19 protein-coding genes are annotated in these 18,465 nt (G+C 71.9%); 15 read left to right on the forward strand and 4 right to left on the reverse strand.

The window, feature by feature from the left end; all coding sequences use genetic code 11:
• Positions 1-6 precede the first annotated feature (6 nt).
• The 4 genes from FNV62_RS48220 to FNV62_RS48235 all read right to left on the reverse strand — a co-directional run bounded on the left by FNV62_RS48220 (position 7) and on the right by FNV62_RS48235 (position 6,158).
• A complete protein-coding gene (locus FNV62_RS48220; protein ID WP_144316234.1) occupies positions 7-2,544 on the reverse strand; it encodes an ATP-binding cassette domain-containing protein in 2,538 nt (845 codons plus the stop codon).
• 30 nt (positions 2,545-2,574) lie between these two features.
• Positions 2,575-3,444, reverse strand: coding sequence for a branched-chain amino acid ABC transporter permease (locus tag FNV62_RS48225; protein WP_143604394.1), 870 nt, complete (start codon positions 3,442-3,444; stop codon positions 2,575-2,577).
• Positions 3,445-3,514: 70 nt separating this feature from the next.
• Positions 3,515-4,894: an FAD-dependent oxidoreductase gene (locus tag FNV62_RS48230; RefSeq protein WP_225900658.1), complete on the reverse strand. Its 1,380-nt coding sequence runs from the start codon at positions 4,892-4,894 to the stop codon at positions 3,515-3,517.
• A 196-nt stretch (positions 4,895-5,090) separates the two neighbouring features.
• On the reverse strand, positions 5,091-6,158 hold the full coding sequence (locus tag FNV62_RS48235; protein WP_143604396.1) for an NAD(P)-dependent alcohol dehydrogenase: 1,068 nt from the start codon (positions 6,156-6,158) through the stop codon (positions 5,091-5,093).
• A 96-nt stretch (positions 6,159-6,254) separates the two neighbouring features.
• Between FNV62_RS48235 and FNV62_RS48240 the strand changes: the two genes are divergently transcribed.
• The 15 genes from FNV62_RS48240 (at position 6,255) to FNV62_RS48310 (ending at position 18,432) form a co-directional block, all read left to right on the forward strand.
• On the forward strand, positions 6,255-7,055 hold the full coding sequence (locus FNV62_RS48240; protein ID WP_097288028.1) for an SDR family NAD(P)-dependent oxidoreductase: 801 nt from the start codon (positions 6,255-6,257) through the stop codon (positions 7,053-7,055).
• Between the two features lie 10 nt (positions 7,056-7,065).
• Positions 7,066-8,343: an acyl-CoA dehydrogenase family protein gene (locus FNV62_RS48245; RefSeq protein WP_143629759.1), complete on the forward strand. Its 1,278-nt coding sequence runs from the start codon at positions 7,066-7,068 to the stop codon at positions 8,341-8,343.
• A 96-nt stretch (positions 8,344-8,439) separates the two neighbouring features.
• Complete coding sequence (locus FNV62_RS48250; protein WP_143629761.1) at positions 8,440-9,228, forward strand: enoyl-CoA hydratase/isomerase family protein; 789 nt, start codon at positions 8,440-8,442, stop codon at positions 9,226-9,228.
• The gene (locus tag FNV62_RS48255) at positions 9,213-9,584 is read left to right on the forward strand and encodes a Zn-ribbon domain-containing OB-fold protein (RefSeq protein WP_143610463.1); all 372 of its coding nucleotides are present in this window, start codon (positions 9,213-9,215) and stop codon (positions 9,582-9,584) included. The genes FNV62_RS48250 and FNV62_RS48255 overlap by 16 nt, the downstream gene beginning before the upstream one ends.
• Positions 9,581-10,729: a thiolase family protein gene (locus FNV62_RS48260; RefSeq protein ID WP_143629763.1), complete on the forward strand. Its 1,149-nt coding sequence runs from the start codon at positions 9,581-9,583 to the stop codon at positions 10,727-10,729. Before FNV62_RS48255 ends, FNV62_RS48260 begins: the two co-directional genes overlap by 4 nt.
• A 22-nt stretch (positions 10,730-10,751) precedes the next feature.
• Positions 10,752-11,963: an acyl-CoA dehydrogenase family protein gene (locus tag FNV62_RS48265; protein ID WP_143629765.1), complete on the forward strand. Its 1,212-nt coding sequence runs from the start codon at positions 10,752-10,754 to the stop codon at positions 11,961-11,963.
• Entirely contained in the window at positions 11,960-12,928 is a 969-nt protein-coding gene (locus FNV62_RS48270; RefSeq protein ID WP_143629767.1) for a phosphotransferase family protein, read from the forward strand. Before FNV62_RS48265 ends, FNV62_RS48270 begins: the two co-directional genes overlap by 4 nt.
• A 12-nt stretch (positions 12,929-12,940) precedes the next feature.
• Positions 12,941-14,155, forward strand: a complete 1,215-nt coding sequence (locus tag FNV62_RS48275; protein WP_143629769.1) for an acyl-CoA dehydrogenase family protein — start codon at positions 12,941-12,943, stop codon at positions 14,153-14,155.
• The gene (locus FNV62_RS48280; protein WP_097288035.1) at positions 14,152-14,928 is read left to right on the forward strand and encodes an SDR family oxidoreductase; all 777 of its coding nucleotides are present in this window, start codon (positions 14,152-14,154) and stop codon (positions 14,926-14,928) included. Before FNV62_RS48275 ends, FNV62_RS48280 begins: the two co-directional genes overlap by 4 nt.
• Entirely contained in the window at positions 14,925-15,704 is a 780-nt protein-coding gene (locus FNV62_RS48285) for an SDR family NAD(P)-dependent oxidoreductase (protein WP_143604403.1), read from the forward strand. Before FNV62_RS48280 ends, FNV62_RS48285 begins: the two co-directional genes overlap by 4 nt.
• Positions 15,701-16,525: an enoyl-CoA hydratase-related protein gene (locus tag FNV62_RS48290; protein WP_143604404.1), complete on the forward strand. Its 825-nt coding sequence runs from the start codon at positions 15,701-15,703 to the stop codon at positions 16,523-16,525. The genes FNV62_RS48285 and FNV62_RS48290 overlap by 4 nt, the downstream gene beginning before the upstream one ends.
• A gap of 116 nt (positions 16,526-16,641) precedes the next feature.
• Entirely contained in the window at positions 16,642-17,268 is a 627-nt protein-coding gene (locus FNV62_RS48295) for a TetR/AcrR family transcriptional regulator (RefSeq protein ID WP_097288037.1), read from the forward strand.
• Positions 17,269-17,379: 111 nt separating this feature from the next.
• A complete protein-coding gene (locus tag FNV62_RS48300) occupies positions 17,380-17,730 on the forward strand; it encodes a nuclear transport factor 2 family protein (protein WP_097288038.1) in 351 nt (116 codons plus the stop codon).
• Positions 17,727-18,101, forward strand: a complete 375-nt coding sequence (locus tag FNV62_RS48305) for a hypothetical protein (protein WP_143604405.1) — start codon at positions 17,727-17,729, stop codon at positions 18,099-18,101. The genes FNV62_RS48300 and FNV62_RS48305 overlap by 4 nt, the downstream gene beginning before the upstream one ends.
• A gap of 10 nt (positions 18,102-18,111) precedes the next feature.
• Positions 18,112-18,432: an EthD family reductase gene (locus tag FNV62_RS48310; protein WP_143604406.1), complete on the forward strand. Its 321-nt coding sequence runs from the start codon at positions 18,112-18,114 to the stop codon at positions 18,430-18,432.
• The last annotated feature ends 33 nt before the right edge of the window (positions 18,433-18,465 follow it).

Consider the following 18,465-nt stretch of genomic DNA (forward strand, 5'->3'; position numbering starts at 1 on the left):
CAGTTGCTAGGTGGCGGTCGCGGCGGTCTCCCGGGACCCGCTGAAATACGCCGCCTCGGCCAGGACGGCGAACGACGGGTCGCCGGGCCTTCCCTGGGCGGCGACGACGCCCTCGTGCAGCACGACCACCTCGTGGCACACGGACATCGCCCGGCTGAGCAGTTGTTCCAGCAGCACGACCGTCAGTCCGTCGTGGGCCAGCCGGACCAGCCGGTCGTAGACCTCGTCGACCAGCGCGGGAGCCAGACCGAGCGCCGGTTCGTCCACGATCAGGACGTCCGGCCCGACGATCAGCGCGCGGGCGATGGCGAGCATCTGCTGCTCGCCTCCCGACAGCGCGGCGGCGGAGGTGGACATCCGGTCGCGCAGCCGGGGCGGCAGCCACTCGGTCGTCTCCTCGAGGCGCTCGCGCAGCGGCGCTCCGGTGATGCCGGCCGCGTACGCCGCGACCTCCAGGTTCTCCCGCAGCGAGAGCGTCTTGAACAGGGCCCGCCCCTCGGGAGCCAGGCTGGTGCGGGCGGTCCCGCCCCCGCCGATGTCCGTCACCCTGCTGCCCCGCGCGGGGTGCAACGAGCCGTGCAGGACACCGGCGAGCGTGCTCTTGCCCGCGCCGTTGGCGCCCGTGACGCCGAGCACGACTCCTTCCCGGACGTCCAGGTCGACATCCCGCAGCGCGACCACGCCGCCGTAGGTGTGACCGACCCCGCGGAGCCGGATCACCGACCGCTCGCCGACCCGCTCGGGCAGTTCCGCCTTGCCGCCGACCGTACCCAGGTACGACGAACGCACCTCGGGAACCTCCAGCACGGTGTCCGGTGTGCCCTCGCCGATCGTGCGGCCGAAGTCGAAGGCGAGCACCCGGTGGGCGACGGAGAAGAGGTCGTCCAGCACGTGGTCGATGACCACGACGGCGGTGCCGCGGGCCTGCAGCCGCCTGATGTGGTCGGCCAGCAGCGCCCGTTCGCCTGCGTCCAGGCCTCCGAACGGCTCGTCCAGCACCAGCAGTCTCGGCTCCTCGGCCATCGCGCGGGCGAGGTCGAGGCGCTTTTGCAGACCGAACGGGAGCTCGGCCGGGCGGCGGTCCGCCACGTCGGCGAGACCGATGGCGTCGAGCAGCCGCGCGACGGAGGCCCGGTGCCCGGCCGTGATCCGGCGCCGGGTGCACAACACGTTCTCGGCGACGGTGAGTTCGGAGAAGACCTCCGCGTGCTGGAACGTGCGGCCGATGCCGAGCCGACGCCGTGCGGTCGCCCTGGTCCTCAGCAGCGGCCTGCCCGCGAAGTCGGCGCTGCCGTGGACCCGGCCGTTGCCGGTGAGCCCGGACAGGACGTTCAACAGGGTCGTCTTGCCCGCCCCGTTGGGTCCGATGACGGCCAGGATCTCGCCCTGGCGCACCGACAACGAGGCGTCTTCCAGGGCCTTCAGTCCGCCGTACGCGACGGACAGATGCTCCAGCCGCAGCAGTGCCGGGGAGTCCGCGCCGGCGGTCCGCGCCGGTGGCGGGGTGTCGACGGGAAGGTCGGCCGAGGGACTGCCGAGAGGAAGCGCCGCTGCCTGCCGCCGTTCCTCGCGCCGGGGCAGGGCACGCCGGAGCAGGGCCCGCGCGGGCCGCGCCAGGAAGGGCACGGCCCCTCCGGGAAGGAAGAGGAGCACACCGATCAGTACGAGGCCCTGCACGACCGGCTGCGGCAGCCCGACGGCGGACGAGAGCGAGGGGTTCCAGGTCAGGTAGGCACCACCGGCCACCGCACCGAGGACGGTCCCCACCCCGCCGAGGACGCAGGCCGCGACGAGCGCGATGCCGAAGCCGAGCGAGAACGGGTCGGGGCTGACGAAGCCGGTGATCAGACCGAGCAGCACGCCCGCGAAGCTGGTGCACGCGGCACTCGCCGCGAAGGCCAGGGCCGACTGTGCCTCGGGCGCGATCCCGATCGTACGGGCCGCCAGCGGATGCGACTTGGCGGCGACCAGCCGCATCCGCAGTCCCGAGGCCGCCGCGGGCACGGCCAGCGCGAGCACCACGGCGGCAGCCCCCACCGCGAGGTACTGCGGTTCGGTGCCGCCGCCCGCGAGGGTGCCGAGGCCAAGGACGCTGCGCAGTTGCAGCACCGGCGCTCCCTGGTCACCGCCGGTCACGCTGCTCCAGCGGTTGATCAGTTCCAGTGACACCATCGTGAACGCGAGGGTCAGCAGGGCGATGTAGAGCGTCGAGAACCGGGCGCCCGCGTAGCCGAGGAAGGTGCCGAGGACGGCGCCGGTGGCGACCGCCCCGAGCATCACCGCCTCCAGCGGCCAGTCGTGACCGCTGCCGTAGGCGGCGAAGTAGGCGCCGATGGCGAAGAACGCCGGATGCCCCACCGACCAGATGCCCGACCATCCGGCCAGCAGGCCGACCGACAGCACCACGATCGAGTAGACGGCCGCGAGCGCCACCGAATACATCTGGTACGCCGGGATCGCACCGGACGCCATGAAGGCCATGAGCACCGCGCCGGCAGCCGGCCCGAGTGCCGCCTTCGCCAGGACGGAACGGTTGAAGACCATGGATGCGACTCCTCAGATCCTTCAGATCCCTCAGACCCGTTGGAAGGTGCGGGTGCCGAACATGCCCTGTGGTCGGACGAGCAGCACCAGAACAGTGAACGAGAACACGAACGTGTCCCGGAGACTGGCGGAGACGTAGTTCGCCGCCAGGTTGTCCAGCACGCCGACGGTCAGTCCGCCGATGACAGCCCCGTACATGCTCGTCAGGCCCCCCAGGAAGATCCCGGCGAAGGCGCGGAAGAGCGGTGCGCTGAGCATGGTGGGCACCAGTCCGGCCCGCGGCGCGTACAGACAGGCGCCGAGCGCGGCGAGGCCGAGGCCGAGGGCCCAGGCGATCCGCGCGAGGCGTTGAGCGCCCAGCCCGACGACCCGCGCGGTGTCCGCGCTCTCGGCCACGGCACGCATGGCCGAGCCGAGGGTGGTCCGTCCGAACAGATAGCCGACCAGTGCCATCGCCACGGCGGCCACGGCGATCGTCAGCAGGCTCTGGGCCGGCAGCGCCGCACCCGACCAGCGCACCGTTCCCTCGACCAGGCTGGGGAAGGCCTTCGGCTGGTCTCCCCAGATCGAACCGGCCGCGCTCTCGGCCACCAGTGAGACGCCCATCGTCAGGACGAGCGCCGAGAACAACTGCCCCTGGCCGAGCGGCCTGATCACCGTTTCGCGGACCAGCAGGCCCGCCGCGACGGTGATCGTGATCGCCGCCAGCACGCCGAGCACCGTGGCCACACCGCGGTCCCGGAGCGAGACCGCCACGTACAGGCCCAGGGTCGCCAGGGAGGCCATCGCGAAGTTCACGACGTCGGTGGCCCGGTAGATGATGACCAGCCCGAGTCCGATGAGCCCGTACACGGCTCCGCCGGCCACACCGCTGACCAGGACAAGCAGGAACTGACTCACAGTCCCTCCCTCTTCAGGAAGCGGGTTCGCGCCACGAACCGCTTAGGTAAATTGAACTCAATTCGGTAGGCTAGACACGCGGATGGCGGTCGGGCAAGACCGCTGCACCGGATTTGTCGGAGTGCGTTTCACCGTCTGGGCCGAGCGCGGTCCGAGCGGCCGCGAGGCCGAACACCAGCGCCGGGGCGAGGCCACCGGCGTAGGCGCGCCGGTACAGTCCGCCCGCGTCCGCCCCGGCCACCAGCAGGCCCGGGACCGTCCGTCGCCCGTCCGCGGACAGGGCGTGCGCCTCGGCGTCGATCAGCAGACCGCCGAAGGCGAACGTGATCGCGGGGGCGGCCTCGATCACGTAGAAGGGCGGCTCGTCGAGCGGCTGCCGGTCGAGCAGTCGTCCGGGGACCGTCTCGCCGCCCCCGCGCACGACGGAGTTGAACTCCTCGACGCGGTCCCGGATCCTGGCGCCCGGATACCCCCATTCCTCGGGCATCCAGGCGAACTCCTCCAGGCTCTCCGCGACCGCGCTCCGGGCACCGGCGCGGTGGCACAACTGGAACTTGTCCACGCCCGGGATCCCCTCCACGTACGAGGCCGAGATCCACTCCCTGTGCACCCGCGCGTCGGCGACCAACAGCCCCTGGGCCCCCGGTCGTTCCAGGAGCGCCATGGCGGTCAGGTGGTCCCCGACGGTCTCGTCGACGAATCGCTCGCCCGTGAGGTCGAAGAGCAGGGCGTGTTCGCTGTAGTAGAGGGCGAGGTCGACGAAGCGCGCCGGGTCGGACAGGGATACGCCCGCCGGCATCAGGTGTCCGTAGAACCCCGCGTCCTTCTTGCCGAACGCCGCCCCCGCGGCGAGGCCGAGCGCGAGCCCGCCGCCCCGGCTGTGCGGGTTGGCGCGCAGTGCGATGGCGCGGGCCTGGTCGTGGATGTGTTCGGCGCGCAGCACCGGGTCACCCTGGAAGCCGCCGGTCGCGAGCAGGGTCCAGGCGGCGTCGATCCGGCGCACGGATCCGTCCGGCAGCACGCACTCCGCACCCTTGACCACGCCGTCCTCCGTCACCAGCGTGCGGGTTTCGGTGCCTGTCAGTACTTCCCCGCCCCGGTCGCGGACCAGCCGCTCGCAGGTGTCGAGATAGTGGTTGGTGTCGATCTGGTGTCCCCGGCCGAAGCCGAGTACGGGGACGGGCGGGCGGCACTCCACACCGAGCGAGCCGATCCAGGCCACCCCCTCGGCGAACCCTTCCAACAGTGCCCGCGCGAGCTCCGGATCGCCGTCCGGGTCGACCCGGCGCAACGCGTCGAGGGTGGGGGCCGTCCAGACGAAACCGGCGAGGCGCGCCGAGCCTCCGGGGCGCTCCGCCCGATCCACCAGGACGACGGAGCCGCCCTCGTGCGCCACCTTGGCGGCGGCCGAGAGGCCGGCCATCCCGCCACCGATCACCAGCAGATCCACTTTTCGAGCGTGCACAGCGGCCCACCGCCTTGTCGCGTCGTTGCGTGGAACCAGACCCTAATTGAACTCACTTCTGTAGTCGAGGGTCCGGACGGCAGATGATTGCGGCCGTGCTCGGCCGAGGGTGGGGGTGATGGCGGGGGCGAGGCTGAGGGTGAGGGGTGATGGCGGCGTCGAGGGCCGTCCGGCGTCGGGCTCAGTCGGGTACCAGCACCGCGCGCCCGCGCAGGTCGCCGGAGCGGAGCCTGTCGATCGCCTCCAGCGCTCCCGACAGCGGGAATTGCTCTGTCTCCACCGTCAAAACCCCCTCGCGCGCCAGGTCCACGACCTCCTCCAGTTCCGGCCGCGTCCCCCAGAAGGGCAGCGAGATCCGCAGCCCCGGAGGGAGCGCGCCGGACTTGCGGACGGTCAGCTCCCCGCCGCCGCTCCCCACGACGGCCAACTCTCCTCCCGCGCGCAGGACGCCGGTTGCGAGCTCCAGGCTGGACCGGCTGCCGACGAAGTCCAGCACGGCGTCCGCCCCGGTGCCGCCGACGTGCCGGCGCAGGACCTCCGCCGTGCGTGGTCCCAGGAGCGTGCCGAAGTGCGCACCGCACGTGGCGGCCAGGGCGAGTGACTCTTCGCGTACGTCCACGGCGAGGACGTACGCGGACGTGGTGGCGCGCAGGATCCGTACCGCCAGGTGCCCCAGCCCGCCGACCCCGAGGACGACCGCGCTCGCTCCCTCCCCGAGCGCCGGACGGACGCCGACCACGGCGTGGTACGAGGTGAGTCCGGCGTCGGACAGGGGCGCGGCCTGCACGGGGTCCAGTTCGCCCACCGGAACCAGTAGCCGCCCGGACGGTACGAGCAGGTGGTCGGCCATTCCGCCGTCGCGCCCGAGCCCCGCCCCCGTACCGGCGCGGGCCGCGTCCAGGGCGGGGCGCTCGTCGCAGTGGTTGTCCGCCCCGACCGAGCAGCGTGCGCAACGCCCGCAGCCCCAGGGGCCGTAGACGACCACGCGCTCGCCGATCGCAGGGCCGAAGGCCTCGGGGCCGCGTGCGGCCACGCGGCCCGCGACCTCGTGCCCGAGGGTGAACGGCGTCCGGTACGGCAGGGAGTTCGGTGCCGCGTCCAGGACATGGAGGTCGGAGCGGCACAGCCCGGCCGCCTCGACCCGCACCAGGACCTCTTCGCCGCGGGGTGTCGGCCGTGCCACCTCGGTGAGCACCGGTGGGCCGCCCCATCGCGTCAGTCGGATCGCTCTCGTGCCGCCTGTTGACATACGTGAGAGGCTAGCAAAAATGAAGTCAGTTCAGTAACTGGTCCGGTGGCCGAGTGTGACAACCGGGCACGGCAACCGAGTGGGGCGGTGGATCTCATGGACGGCGAGGGCCCGGCACACGAAGACTTCACGGGCAGGGTCGCGCTGGTGACCGGCGCGGGCTCCGGTATCGGCGCCGCGGTCGCCCGGCGGCTCGCCAAGCAGGGCGCCGTGGTCCTGGTGGCGGACATCGACGCCGCCGCGGCCCGGGCGGTCACGAAGGAACTGCCCGGGGCGCGGCCGGTGACCGTGGACGTGGGGGACGGCGGGCAGGTCGACCGGGTCTTCGACGAGGCCGTGCGCGAGTACGGACGCCTGGACGTCGTGGTGCACGCCGCCGGAGTCGACGACCCCGGGGCGAAGCAGTGGATCGCCGAAGCCCTGCTGACCGACCGGCCGCCCGAGGTGACCACGCGGCTCGGCGAGGCCGCATGGCGGCGCGTCATGCGGGTCAATCTCGACGGCACCTTCCATGTCCTGCGCGCCGCACTGCGGACGATGGTGCCGAACCGTTCCGGTGCGGTCGTCACCGTCGGCTCCTCCTCGGCCTTCGACACCCAGGCCGGCTATCCGCACTACGCGGCGTCCAAGGCCGGAGCGCACGCGCTGAGTCAGTCCGTCGCCAAGGAGGCGATCGCGTTCGGAATCCGCGTCAACACGGTGGCACCCGGGCCGACCGAGACGGGGATGGCCGCCCGGACGCCCGAGGCGCTGCGCCGGGGCTTCGCCGACCCGCGTGTACGCCCCTACGCGACACCCGAGGAGATCGCGGACGTCGCGCTGTTCCTGGCCGGCGACGCGGCGGCCAATCTCGTCGGCGCGGTGCTGCTCGCCAACGGCGGACGCTTCACCGTTTAGGGAGGCTCGTATGTTCCGGCTCGACACCGATCCGACGCTGCTGCTGGAGAGTGAGGAGCGGCGCCAACTCCGCGAGGTGCTGCGAGAACTGCTGAAGGAGACCTGCGGACCCGAAGAGGTCCGCAAGCAGGTGGCGGGGCCCCGCGGTCACGACCGACTGCTGTGGGAACGGCTCGCGGGCGAGATCGGGGTGCAGGCGCTCGCCGTCCCGGAGGAGTTCGGTGGCGCCGGCTACACCTTCGCCGAACTCGCCGTGGCTCTGGAGGAGACCGGGCGCGTGCTGTGCCCGGCGCCGCTGCTGCCGACCGTCGTACTGGCCGGGCACGCGCTCCTGCGAAGCGGTGACCGGCAGGCCTGTCAGCGCTGGCTGCCGGGTATCGCGGACGGCTCGCTCACCGCGACGGTGGCCGGATTCCCGCAGGCGGCGCACGTGACCGCCGAGCGGGGCGCCGGTGGCTGGGTGCTGCGCGGCGAGGCCGACTTCGTACTCGACGGGGAGGGGGCCGATCTGATCCTGGTCGCGGCCGAAGCGCCGGACGGTACGCGGCTGTTCGCCTGCGAACCGGACCACGGTACCGGGACTGGAATCGGGGCTGGGACTAGGACCGGGGCTAGGACTGGGACTGGAACCAGGACCGGGACCGGGCCGGGTGTCGGTTCCGGGACCTGTGAGCGGATGGCCCGGCGCGTCCTCGATCCCACGCGCCGGCAGGCGCTCGTACGGTTCCGGGGCGCGCCCGCCGAGCCGGTCGGTGAGGCCGAACAGGCCGCCGCGACCGTGGCGGCGGTCCTGGACGCGGGGTGGGTGGCGCTGGCCGCCGAGCATGTGGGCGGATCGGCGCACGCGCTGGACGCCGTCCTCGAGTACGTCAGGCATCGAACCCAGTTCGGGCGGCCCATCGGGTCCTTTCAGGTGGTCAAGCACCGGCTCGCCGACCTCCTGGTCGACCTCGAAGGAGCGCGGTCCGCCTCGGCGTACGCGACGGCCTGCCTCGCGGGCGGACGTGCGGAGTTGCCGGTGGCGGCGAGTTCGGCGGCCGTGGCCTGCTCCGGCGCCTATCGGCTGGCGACGGCGGAATACGTGCAGCTCCACGGAGGGATCGGCTTCACGTGGGAGCACCCCGCCCATCTCTATGTGCGCCGGGCCCGCGCCGACGAGGCGCTGTTCGGCACCGCCGACGACCATCGTCTGCGGCTGGCCGGGCTGCTGGGCCTCACCGGCCGTACGAACGGAGCGAGCCGTGCGAACGGAGCGAGCCGTACGGACTGTTCGAGCCGTACGGACTGAGCGCCGGACCGTTTCGGGAATCGCTTCCCCGTCCATTGACAGGGGCATCCAACGCCCACAGAATCAATCTGAATTCAGTTCAGTTTGGAGGAGCTCATGGCAGTCGAAGACGAGATCCAGTTCGAGCGGGACGGCCACGTGGCACGGGTCTGGCTGAACCGGCCGCACAAGAAGAACTGCGTGACGGTGCCGATCCTCGATCGGCTGGACGAGATCATCACCGAGGTCGACGCCGACCCCGAGCTGCGCGTACTGGTGCTGCGGGGCCGGGGCAACACCTTCTGCTCCGGGTTCGACCTGGACAGCCTCAAGGCCGACTTCGTCGGGAGGTCCAACGCGATCGACGTGGCCGTGAAGTCGGCGAAGGTCTGTGACCGGCTGTACTCGATGAAGACCCCGTCGATCGCGGTCCTCGAAGGCCATGTCACGGCGGGCGGCTTCGAGTTGATGATCTCCTGCGACTTCGCGATCGCCGCGGACGACGCCCTGATCGGCGACTTCCACATCCGCCGCGCCCTGTTCGGCGGGGCCGGGCCGATCTACCGGGTGCCGCGCATGATCGGCGTCCGCAAGACGAAGGAGCTGATGCTCACCGGAAAGCTCCTGACCGGGGTCGAGGCCGCCGAGTTCGGTCTCATCAACTCCTCGGCGCCGGCCGACAAGCTGGACGCGAGGGTCGAGGAGTTCGCCGACCAGCTCGTCGACAAGAGCCCGTTCACCATGTGGATCACCAAGATGACCATCGACCGGAGCCTGGATGCCGACATCCAGTCGCTGATGGTCATGGAGCACCTCGCGGTCGGTGTGATGCTCAACTCCGAGGACGCGGCGGAGGGCGTGTCGGCGTTCCTGGAGAAGCGGGAGCCGCAGTGGAAGGGGCGCTGAGCCCCCTGCCGGAGGCCGGGGGCCCGCTGCGCGGCTCCCGGTGCGCCGACTGCGCGGTGGCCGTCCACCCCGCCGACCCGTCGTGCCCGCGCTGCGGCGGACCGGCCGAGCCGGTCGTCCTCTCCGGTACGGGCACGCTGTGGACGTGGACCGTGCAGCACCATGCGCCCAAGTCGCCGCCGTACGTCCAGCCCGCCGCCGGGTTCGAGCCGTTTGCCGTCGGCTACGTCGAACTTCCGGAAGGAGTACGCGTGTTGGCCGTGCTCGACCTGCGCGCCGAGGACCTGAAGATCGGCATGCCGGTGGCCGTCGCGGCGGCGGACGGCGTCCCACGGGCCAGGGGAGTCGCCGTATGACGACCGAAGAGGTGCTCGTGTGCGGTGCCGGAATCACCTCCTTCGCCCGCACGGAGGCGAGCGGCCGGCAGCTCGCCGTGCGGGCCGTGCGGGCCGCCCTGGCCGACGCGGGACTGCCCTGGACCCGTGTGCGGGCGGCGTACGGCGGCAGCGACGCGGCCGGCAACGCCGACACGCTGGTGGCCGAACTCGGCCTGACCGGAGTGCCGTTCGTCAACGTCCGCAACGGCTGTGCGACCGGCGGCAGCGCCCTGGTCTCGGCGGTCAACGCGATCCGTTCCGGGGCGGCGGACGTGACCCTCGCCGTCGGCTTCGACAAGCACCCGCGCGGCGCCTTCGATCCGCGGCCCGCCGACTGGGGGCTCGACGAGGCTTACGGACGCGACGGGCTGATGGTCACCACCCAGTTCTTCGCCATGAAGATCCAGCGGTACATGCACGACCACGGGGTCACCGCCCGGACCCTGGCCCTGGTCGCGGAGAAGGCGTACGCCAACGGGGCCCGCACCCCCCACGCCTGGCGGCGCACACCGCTCGACGCCGACGAGATCCTGGCCTCCGGCATGGTCAACGACCCGCTGACCCGGTACATGTTCTGCTCGCCCGGCCAGGGCGCCGTGGCGCTCGTCCTGTGCAGCCGCGCGGTCGCCCGTGAACTGGAGGCGACCCCGGTCACGCTGCGGGCGGCCGTCGTCCGCACCCGGCGGTTCGGCTCCTTCGAGGTGTTCAGCCCCTGGGCGCCCGTCGGCACCCCGACCAGTGTCAGCGCCGACGCCGCGCGACTCGCCTTCGAGGAAGCCGGGCTGGGACCGTCGGACATCGACGTGTGCCAGCTCCAGGACACCGAGAGCGGTGCCGAGGTGATGCACCTGGCCGAGTGCGGGTTCTGCGAGCACGGCGAGCAGGAGCGGCTGATCCCCGAAGGCGCGACCGCACCCGGCGGTGCCCTGCCGGTCAACACCGACGGCGGCTGCATCGCCAACGGCGAACCCATCGGCGCCTCGGGCCTGCGGCAGGTCCACGAGATCGTCCAACAACTGCGCGGCCGTGCGGGCGAACGACAGCTGCCGGACCGCCCGTCGACAGGCTTCACCCATGTGTACGGGGCGCCGGGCGTCAGCGCCTGCACCGTACTGACCCGCTGAGACCCCGTCCGGAAGGAGGACCATGAGCGGTATCCCGGAGCCCGAAGAGTTCCGTGCCGCGGCCCGGCAATGGCTGACCGGTGTGGCGGCGGCGCGCGCCGACCGCCGGGAGTGGGGCCGTGGCGACGACTCGGTGGCCGTCTTCGAGAACTGGAGTGAGGCGGAGGAACGCGAACACACCGACCGGATACGGGACTGGGAACGCACCCGCTTCGACCACGGCTGGGGCGCGCTGGACTGGCCACCGGAGCACGGGGGGCGCGAACTGCCGCCCTACTACGAGCAGTTGTACCGTGCCGAGGAATCCCGCTTCGACGTGCCCCGGCGCACCGAGGTCTTCCCGGTCACCCAGCAACTCGTGGCCCCGGCGATCCGGATCTGGGGCACCGAGGAACAGCGGAGGCGCTGGCTGCGGCCCATGCTCCGCACCGACGAACTCGCCTGCCAGCTCTTCTCCGAGACCGAAGCCGGCTCCGACCTCGCCGCCGTCCGCACCCGGGCCGTCCGTCAGGACGACGGCTGGATCCTGAGCGGTCACAAGATCTGGACCTCCGGGGCCCGCGTCGCCACCTGGGGAGTGGCCGTCTGCCGCAGCGACCTGGACGCGCCCAAACACGCAGGCATCACCGTCTTCCTGGTCCGGATGGACGCGCCGGGCGTGGTCGTGCGGCCCATCCGACAGATGACCGGCGGCTCCAGCTTCAACGAGGTCTATCTGGACGACGTGTTCGTGCCGGACACCGACCGGCTCGGCCCGGTCGGCGAGGGCTGGCGGGTGACGCTGACCGTCCTCGCCGCCGAACGCCTCGACTCCGGCGGCCTCGGCCTGGACAACGCCGACCGGGCCCTCGACCTCGCCCGGCACCTGCCCCGCCCGCTGACCGCCGGCGAACAGCAGCGGTCCGCCGACCTGTTCGTCCGTAGCCTGGTCCAGCGGCTCATCGGCCTGCGGGTCACAGCGGCGCTGGCAGCCGGACGCGAACCCGGCGCCGAAGCCTCGGTCGGCAAGCTCCACGCCACCGCCACCCTGCGCGCCACCACCGACCTCGTCCAACAGCTCCTCGGACCGCGCCTCGCCGCCGACACGGGGGAGTGGGGCACCTTCGCCTGGACCGAGCACCTGCTCGGCGCACCCGGCTATCGCATCGCGGGCGGCAGCGACGAGATCCAGCGGAACATCCTGGCCGAACGCGTGCTGGGACTGCCCAAGGAACCGAAGGGAGTGGGGCGTTGATCACCGCGACCGAGGTGACACGACTCGCCGCCCGGGTCCGCACCGGGCTCGCCGCCCGGCACCCGAACGAGCCCTTCGGTGATCTGCGCACCCTGCCCGGCGGCCACTCGGGACTCACCTACTCGATCACCGCGGGCACCGGGGCGTACGTCGTCAAAGCCGTGCCTGAGGGGCAGCGGCCCGTCGGGCGCAACGACGTACTGCGCCAGGCCCGGATCCTGCGCGCCCTCGTCGGATCGCCGGTGCCCGTGCCGGAGGTCTTCGCCGTCGACGAGCGCGAACCGGCCTGGTTCGCCATGGAGTTCGTGACCGGAGAGGCGATCGAGCCCGTCCTCGACGAGCACCGCCTGGACCCGGGGCTGTGCCGCACACGGATGCTGGCGCTGGCCGGTGTCCTGCGCGACCTGCACCGCACGCACGTCGACGGCGCCGAACCCCTGGATCCGGCGGCCGAGCTGGAGCGTTGGGCGCGGACCATGCGTGCCGTACCGGCCCCACTGCGGCCGGGTGCCGAGGAGGTACTGGGCCTCCTCGCCGCCGGGATCCCCGAGAGCCTGCCGCCCGTGCTGATCCACGGCGACTTCCGACTCGGCAACGTGCTCTGCCGGGGCGAGCGTCCGTCCGCGGTCGTCGACTGGGAGATCTGGGGTGTGGGCGATCCCCGCATCGACCTCGGCTGGTTCCTCCTCTTCGCCGACCACCGGAACTTCCCCCGGCTCGGCCGTCCCGTACCGGGCCTGCCCACCGAGGACGAACTGCTCGCCCGCTATCTCGACGGCCGCGCCGTACCCCCCGCCTTCGACTGGTTCCGCGCCCTGGCCCGCACCAAAATGGCCGCGATCATGGGTCACAACCTGCGCAGACACCGTGAGGGCAAGTACCACGACCCCGACCAGGAGCGGCTGCCGCCGACCATCGCGGCGATGATCCGCACGGCACGCGACATCCTCGCCCCACGGTCCTGAAGGAGCGCCACCATGGATTTCGGACTCCCCCCGCGGACCGACGAACTCCGCACGCGCATGGCCGCGTTCATGAAGGAGTACGTCGTGCCCGCCGAGGCCGTCTACGAGCGGCAGCTCGCCGAGGCCGACAACCCGCACGAACTACCCCCGGTCATGCGCGAGTTGAAGGAGAAGGCGCGGGCCGAAGGCCTGTGGAACCTCTTCCTCGCCCACGGCGCATGGGGCGCAGGGCTCACCAACCTGGAGTACGCGCCGCTCGCCGAGCTGGCCGGACGTTCGGTCATCGGCCCCGAGGTCTTCAACTGCTCCGCCCCCGACACCGGCAACATGGAACTGCTCGCCCTGTTCGGCACCCCCGAACAGCAGGACCGCTGGCTGCGCCCCCTCCTCGCGGCCGAGATCCGGTCGTGCTTCGCCATGACCGAGCCGGAGGTCGCCAGCTCCGACGCGCGCAACATCCGTACCCGGATCACCCGCGAAGGAGACGCCTATGTCGTCAACGGCCACAAGTGGTACACCTCCGGAATCCTCGACCCGGACTGCCGGCTGATCATCCTGATGGGCGTCACCGACCCGGACGCGCCCTCCTACCGGCAGCAGAGCATGCTGCTGATTCCACGCGACACCCCGGGCATCACCGTCCTGCGCGATCTGCCGATGTTCGGCTACACCGACCGCTGCGGCCACGGCGACGTGCTCTTCGAGGACGTACGGGTACCGGTGTCGTCGCTCCTCGGCGGCGAAGGGGAGGGATTCGCCCTGGCTCAGGGGCGGCTGGGGCCCGGGCGCATGCACTACGCCATGCGCGCGGTCGGGTTCGCCGAACGGGCGCTGGAGCTGATGTGCCGCCGGACCCTGACCCGTACCGCCTTCGGCGGCACGCTCGCCGAACAGGGCGTCGTACGCGAGTGGATCGCCCGCAGCCGCATCGAGATCGAGCAACTGCGGCTGCTCGTCCTCAAGTCGGCCTGGCTGATGGACACCTCGGGCAACTCCGCCGCCCGTACCGAGGTCGCCGCCATCAAGGTGGCCGCCCTGGAGGTCGCCCACCGGGTGGTCGACCGCGCGGTTCAGGCCCACGGCGCGGCCGGGGTCAGCGACGACACCGTACTCGCCCGGCTGTACGCCATCACCCGGGCGCTGCGGATCGCGGACGGGCCCGACGAAGTGCATCTGCGCACGGTCGCCCGCCGTGAACTGGCCAAGTATCCCGAGGAGTCGGCATGAGCGCACGCGCACTGGACGGCAGGGTCGCCGTGATCACCGGGGGCTCCCGAGGGATCGGCCTGGGCATCGCCAAGGCCTGTCGTGAGGCGGGCGCCCATGTGGTGATCGCCGCCCGCAAGGCGGACGGACTCGCAGCGGCCCGCACGGAGTTGTTGCGCGTCAAGGGCGACGGCGAGGTCCACGAGCTGGTCGCGAACGCGGGGGAGCCCGAGCAGGCCGAGCGGTGCGTCGCGGAGACCATGGCCCGCCTCGGACGGTTCGACGTCATGGTCAACAACGCGGCCACCAACCCGTACATGGGCGACCTGCTCGATCTCGACCTGGCGCGCGCGGAGAAGACCGTCCGGGTCAACCAGTACGGCATGATCGCCTGGACCCGCTGCGCCTGGCGGGCGTGGATGAGCGAGCACGGCGGAACGGTGGTCAACATCGCGTCCGTCGGCGGACTGGTCGTCGACCCGCACATCGGCTGGTACAACGCCACCAAGGCGGCGATGCTGCACATGACCCGGCAGCTCGCGTACGAACTCGGGCCGCGCGTCCGGGTGAACGCGATCGCGCCCGGGCTGATCAAGACCGAGCTGGCCAGGGCCGTCTGGGAGCCGAGGGAACCGATCCTCACCGCGAGGCTGCCGCTGCGCAGGCTCGGCACGGTGGAGGACGTGGCCAACGCGGCGCTGTTCCTCGCCTCGGACGCGTCGGCGTGGATGACCGGACAGACACTGGTCCTGGACGGCGGGGCGACCGCGCTGCCGATCGGAGTGGAGGCATGACCACCACGGCCGCTCCGGACCCGGCCACGGACCTGTTCTCGCTGCACGGCAGGACCGCCGTGGTGACCGGCGCCTCCTCGGGTCTTGGCGCCCGGTTCGCCGCCGTGCTGGCCGCGGCCGGTGCCACCGTGTTCGCCGCGGCGCGCCGCCCGGACCGGCTCGAGGAACTGGCCGGCGGCGATCCCCGTATCCGCCCGGTCGTCTGTGACGTCTCCCGGGACGCGGACCGGGTGCGCCTGGTCGAGACCGTCCTGGAGCACGGCGGCGGCTTCGACGTGCTGGTCAACAACGCGGGCACACCCGGGTCCGTACGCGCCGAGGACGAGAGCCCGGAGGACTTCGCCCACGTCCTCGACGTCAATCTCGTCGCTCCCTTCCACCTGGCCCGGCTGCTGGCCCAGGCTCCGTCCGCCCGTACGAAATCGGTCGTGAACGTGTCGTCCGTCCTCGGGCTCGTCTCCGGCGCCCCGCTGGGGGGTGCGGCTTACGCCGCCTCCAAGGCCGGGCTCGTCGGACTCACCCGCGAACTGGCCGGACAGTGGGGCGGATCGGGGACACGGGTCAACGCGCTCGCCCCGGGATGGTTCCGCTCCGAGATGACCGAAGGGCTGTTCGCCGACGAGCGGTCCCGGCGCTGGGTCGAGCGCGGCACGATGCTCGGCCGGGGCGGCGGAGCGGGAGAACTGGACGGCGCACTGCTCTTCCTGGCCTCGGACGCCTCCTCGTACTGCACCGGGCAGGTGCTGACCGTGGACGGCGGGTGGACGGCACGATGAGGGTCACGACGGAGGTCGACGGCGACGCGGTGGCCCACGTGGAGTTGTGCCGCGGGGACGGCAACGCCATCGACCTCGCGATGGCCCGGGGACTGCTGGACGCCGCCCGGAGTTGCGAGACCGCGCGGGCCCGCGCGGTGCTGCTCACCGGGCGGGGCCGGTCCTTCTGCGTCGGCGGCGACCTGAGGGAGTTCGCGGCGGTGCCCGGGGACCGTCTTGCCGGGCATCTCACGGACGTCACCGACGCCCTGCACGGCGCGCTGCGGATCCTCGCCGGACTCGACGCGCCGCTGGTGGTGGCCGTGCAGGGGGCTGTCGCCGGGGCCGGACTGGGGCTGACGGCCGCCGCCGACCTCGCCTTCGCCGCGTCCGACGCCGGTTTCACGGCGGCCTACACCGGGATCGGGTACTCGCCCGACGCCGGGGTCACCTGGTCGCTGCCGCGGCTCGTGGGCCCCGGGCGGGCACGGGACCTGTTGCTGACCAACCGCCGGATCACGGCCGCCGAGGCGCTCGCGATGGGACTGGTCGCCAGGGTCGTCGCACCGGAGCGCCTCGCGGCTCAGGCCGCGGCGGCCGCGAGGGCGCTGGCACGCGGGGCGACGGGGGCGTACGGCGTGACACGACGACTGGTCTCCGGGGCTCTGTCGGCCTCCTTCGACGAGCATCTGGACGCCGAGGCCCGCGCGCTGGCCGCCGCCGCCGTCTCGGCGGAGGGCCGCGAAGGTGTCAGCGCCTTCGTCGCCAAGCGCCGACCGGACTTCGTCCACCCGCCGTTCGGTGGCCACGGCGACCACGGCGACCACGGTGACCCGAGCTGAACTAGGGTCTACTCTCGGACGACCGAGCGGTGATCGACACCGAGCAGTGATCGATCCCGAGCGGTGATCGGTACCGGGCGGCGATCGACAGCGGTCGTGGAGCAGAGGGAGAGACGATGGCGAGGGCACGGATCGTGGATCCGGAGGAGGGGCCCAGGTCCAAGCGCGCGGCCATTCTCGTGGCCGCCGTGGAGCGGTTCGGGGAGGACGGCTACGAGAGCACGAAGTGGTCCGAGGTCGCCGACCGGGTCGGGATCGGGCAGACCGCCCTGTACCACTACTTCGAGTCCAAGGCCCACTGCCTGCTCACCATCATGCGCCTGGAACTCCAGCGCTCCCACGACATGTTCACGGAGGCGACGGCCGACGCTGGGGATCCCGTCGAGGAGCTGCGCGCGGCGGTTCGCTCGGCCTTCGCGGTCAGTGAGCAGGAGATTCGCCAGATGCGCATCCTGCAGGCCAACATGTCCCTGCTCGCCAATCCGCGCAAGTCCAAGCGCGAGGAGACCGAGCGCGTCGCGGCCCGGCAGCTCGTGCAGATGGTCGAGCGGGACTGGACGAACCTGCTGATGCGCGGCATGGCGAAGGGCGCCTTCCCGGTCCGGGACGCGCACACCCTCGGCCTCGCCGTCCTCGGCATGATCGTCAGTGTCTGGCGCTGGTACCGCCCTACCGGGGCGATCCCGCTCACCGAGATCAGCGAGATGATCGAGGAGTGCGTGGTGCGCATGGTCGCCGGATAGTTCCGGAACTCCGGGTGCGTCCCGCCCCTTGTCGGGGTCGGGACATCCGGATTAGAGTCAAACTGAACTGAACTCAGGTTGTTTCTCGGCGCTGAGGGAGAGCGAACAGCAATGGTGCTTCGCGACTACATGGCCAGAATGGACAGCCAGGAACCGGACAAGGTCCTGGAACTCCTCGAACCCGGCTTCCGATTCCTCATCGCCCTGCCCGGCGGGCAGCGAACGGGGGAGTCCCGCGAGGACTTCGCCGCGTACATCGCCGGACGCGAGGCGGTGGACCGCACGCACGAGATCAGCCGGTACGCGGCCGACGGCGACGTAGAGACGGCGTACGGCTTCGTGGTCGAGAAGGGCGTCACCACCGGCGCGTTCCTCTCCGCCGTGCGGCTGTCGCCCGACGGGTTGATGGCGCGCTACCAGTCCTTCTTCACCACCGACTTCGACCTCGTGGACCGGCCATGACCACACAGTCCACCGCCTCTTTCCTGACCACCTGGTTCGCGATCCTCGACAGCGCCGACGCCGACCGGATCCTCGACATGATCAGCGAGGACTTCTCGTTCTCCATCCTCTTCTCCACCGGCGGCGACGGCGCCACCGACTTCCACGGCGGCCGGCTCGAGCTGGAGGGCTACCTCGACCAGCGCGAGGTGGGCGTCCGCACCCACCATGTGCTGGCCGCGAGCACCGTCGGCGGGGACGAGCTGTTCCTCGGAGAGGTACGGCGCCTCGGCGAGCCGGAGGCGAGCTTCGTGGCCTCCGCGCGGCTCGACGGCTCGGGCCGGGTGCGGCGGTTGCTCATCGGGCGTTCGCCCGCAGTGTTGTTCACCTGAGGAGGGCGCGATGTACAACCTCGTCCTGCTGGCCGCCCGGCCGCCCGACTGGACCCATGAGCGGTTCATCGACTGGTGGCGCGGCGAGCACGCCGAACTCACCCGCCGGCTGCCCGGACTGAGGTCCTGGCGGCACACCGACCTCGACGCGGCGCTCGAACCGCGTTCGGAAGGCTGGGACGGCCTCTCCGTCCTCGGTTTCGACACCCCCGAGGACCTGCGCAAGGCCCTCGACAGCCCCGAGTGGGCGGCCGCCGTCGCCCAGGTCGGCGACATGCGGGGACGCCGTATCGCCCTCATGGGCGACGAGCGGGAGATGTACGCGGGATGAGCACGCCCCGCCCGCCGTCCGCGGGCCGAACAC

The sequence above is a fragment of the Streptomyces sp. RLB3-17 genome (assembly GCF_007113425.2).
GTDB lineage: Bacteria > Actinomycetota > Actinomycetes > Streptomycetales > Streptomycetaceae > Streptomyces > Streptomyces mirabilis_D.

Coding starts and splice junctions, on each gene's coding strand:
- FNV62_RS48220 (WP_144316234.1), bottom strand. CDS start 2,544: ATGGTCTTCAACCGTTCCGTCCTGGCGAAGGCGGCACTCGGGCCGGCT.
- FNV62_RS48235 (WP_143604396.1), bottom strand. CDS start 6,158: ATGTCAACAGGCGGCACGAGAGCGATCCGACTGACGCGATGGGGCGGC.
- FNV62_RS48240 (WP_097288028.1), top strand. CDS start 6,255: ATGGACGGCGAGGGCCCGGCACACGAAGACTTCACGGGCAGGGTCGCG.
- FNV62_RS48245 (WP_143629759.1), top strand. CDS start 7,066: ATGTTCCGGCTCGACACCGATCCGACGCTGCTGCTGGAGAGTGAGGAG.
- FNV62_RS48250 (WP_143629761.1), top strand. CDS start 8,440: ATGGCAGTCGAAGACGAGATCCAGTTCGAGCGGGACGGCCACGTGGCA.
- FNV62_RS48260 (WP_143629763.1), top strand. CDS start 9,581: ATGACGACCGAAGAGGTGCTCGTGTGCGGTGCCGGAATCACCTCCTTC.
- FNV62_RS48265 (WP_143629765.1), top strand. CDS start 10,752: ATGAGCGGTATCCCGGAGCCCGAAGAGTTCCGTGCCGCGGCCCGGCAA.
- FNV62_RS48275 (WP_143629769.1), top strand. CDS start 12,941: ATGGATTTCGGACTCCCCCCGCGGACCGACGAACTCCGCACGCGCATG.
- FNV62_RS48280 (WP_097288035.1), top strand. CDS start 14,152: ATGAGCGCACGCGCACTGGACGGCAGGGTCGCCGTGATCACCGGGGGC.
- FNV62_RS48285 (WP_143604403.1), top strand. CDS start 14,925: ATGACCACCACGGCCGCTCCGGACCCGGCCACGGACCTGTTCTCGCTG.
- FNV62_RS48290 (WP_143604404.1), top strand. CDS start 15,701: ATGAGGGTCACGACGGAGGTCGACGGCGACGCGGTGGCCCACGTGGAG.
- FNV62_RS48295 (WP_097288037.1), top strand. CDS start 16,642: ATGGCGAGGGCACGGATCGTGGATCCGGAGGAGGGGCCCAGGTCCAAG.
- FNV62_RS48300 (WP_097288038.1), top strand. CDS start 17,380: ATGGTGCTTCGCGACTACATGGCCAGAATGGACAGCCAGGAACCGGAC.
- FNV62_RS48305 (WP_143604405.1), top strand. CDS start 17,727: ATGACCACACAGTCCACCGCCTCTTTCCTGACCACCTGGTTCGCGATC.
- FNV62_RS48310 (WP_143604406.1), top strand. CDS start 18,112: ATGTACAACCTCGTCCTGCTGGCCGCCCGGCCGCCCGACTGGACCCAT.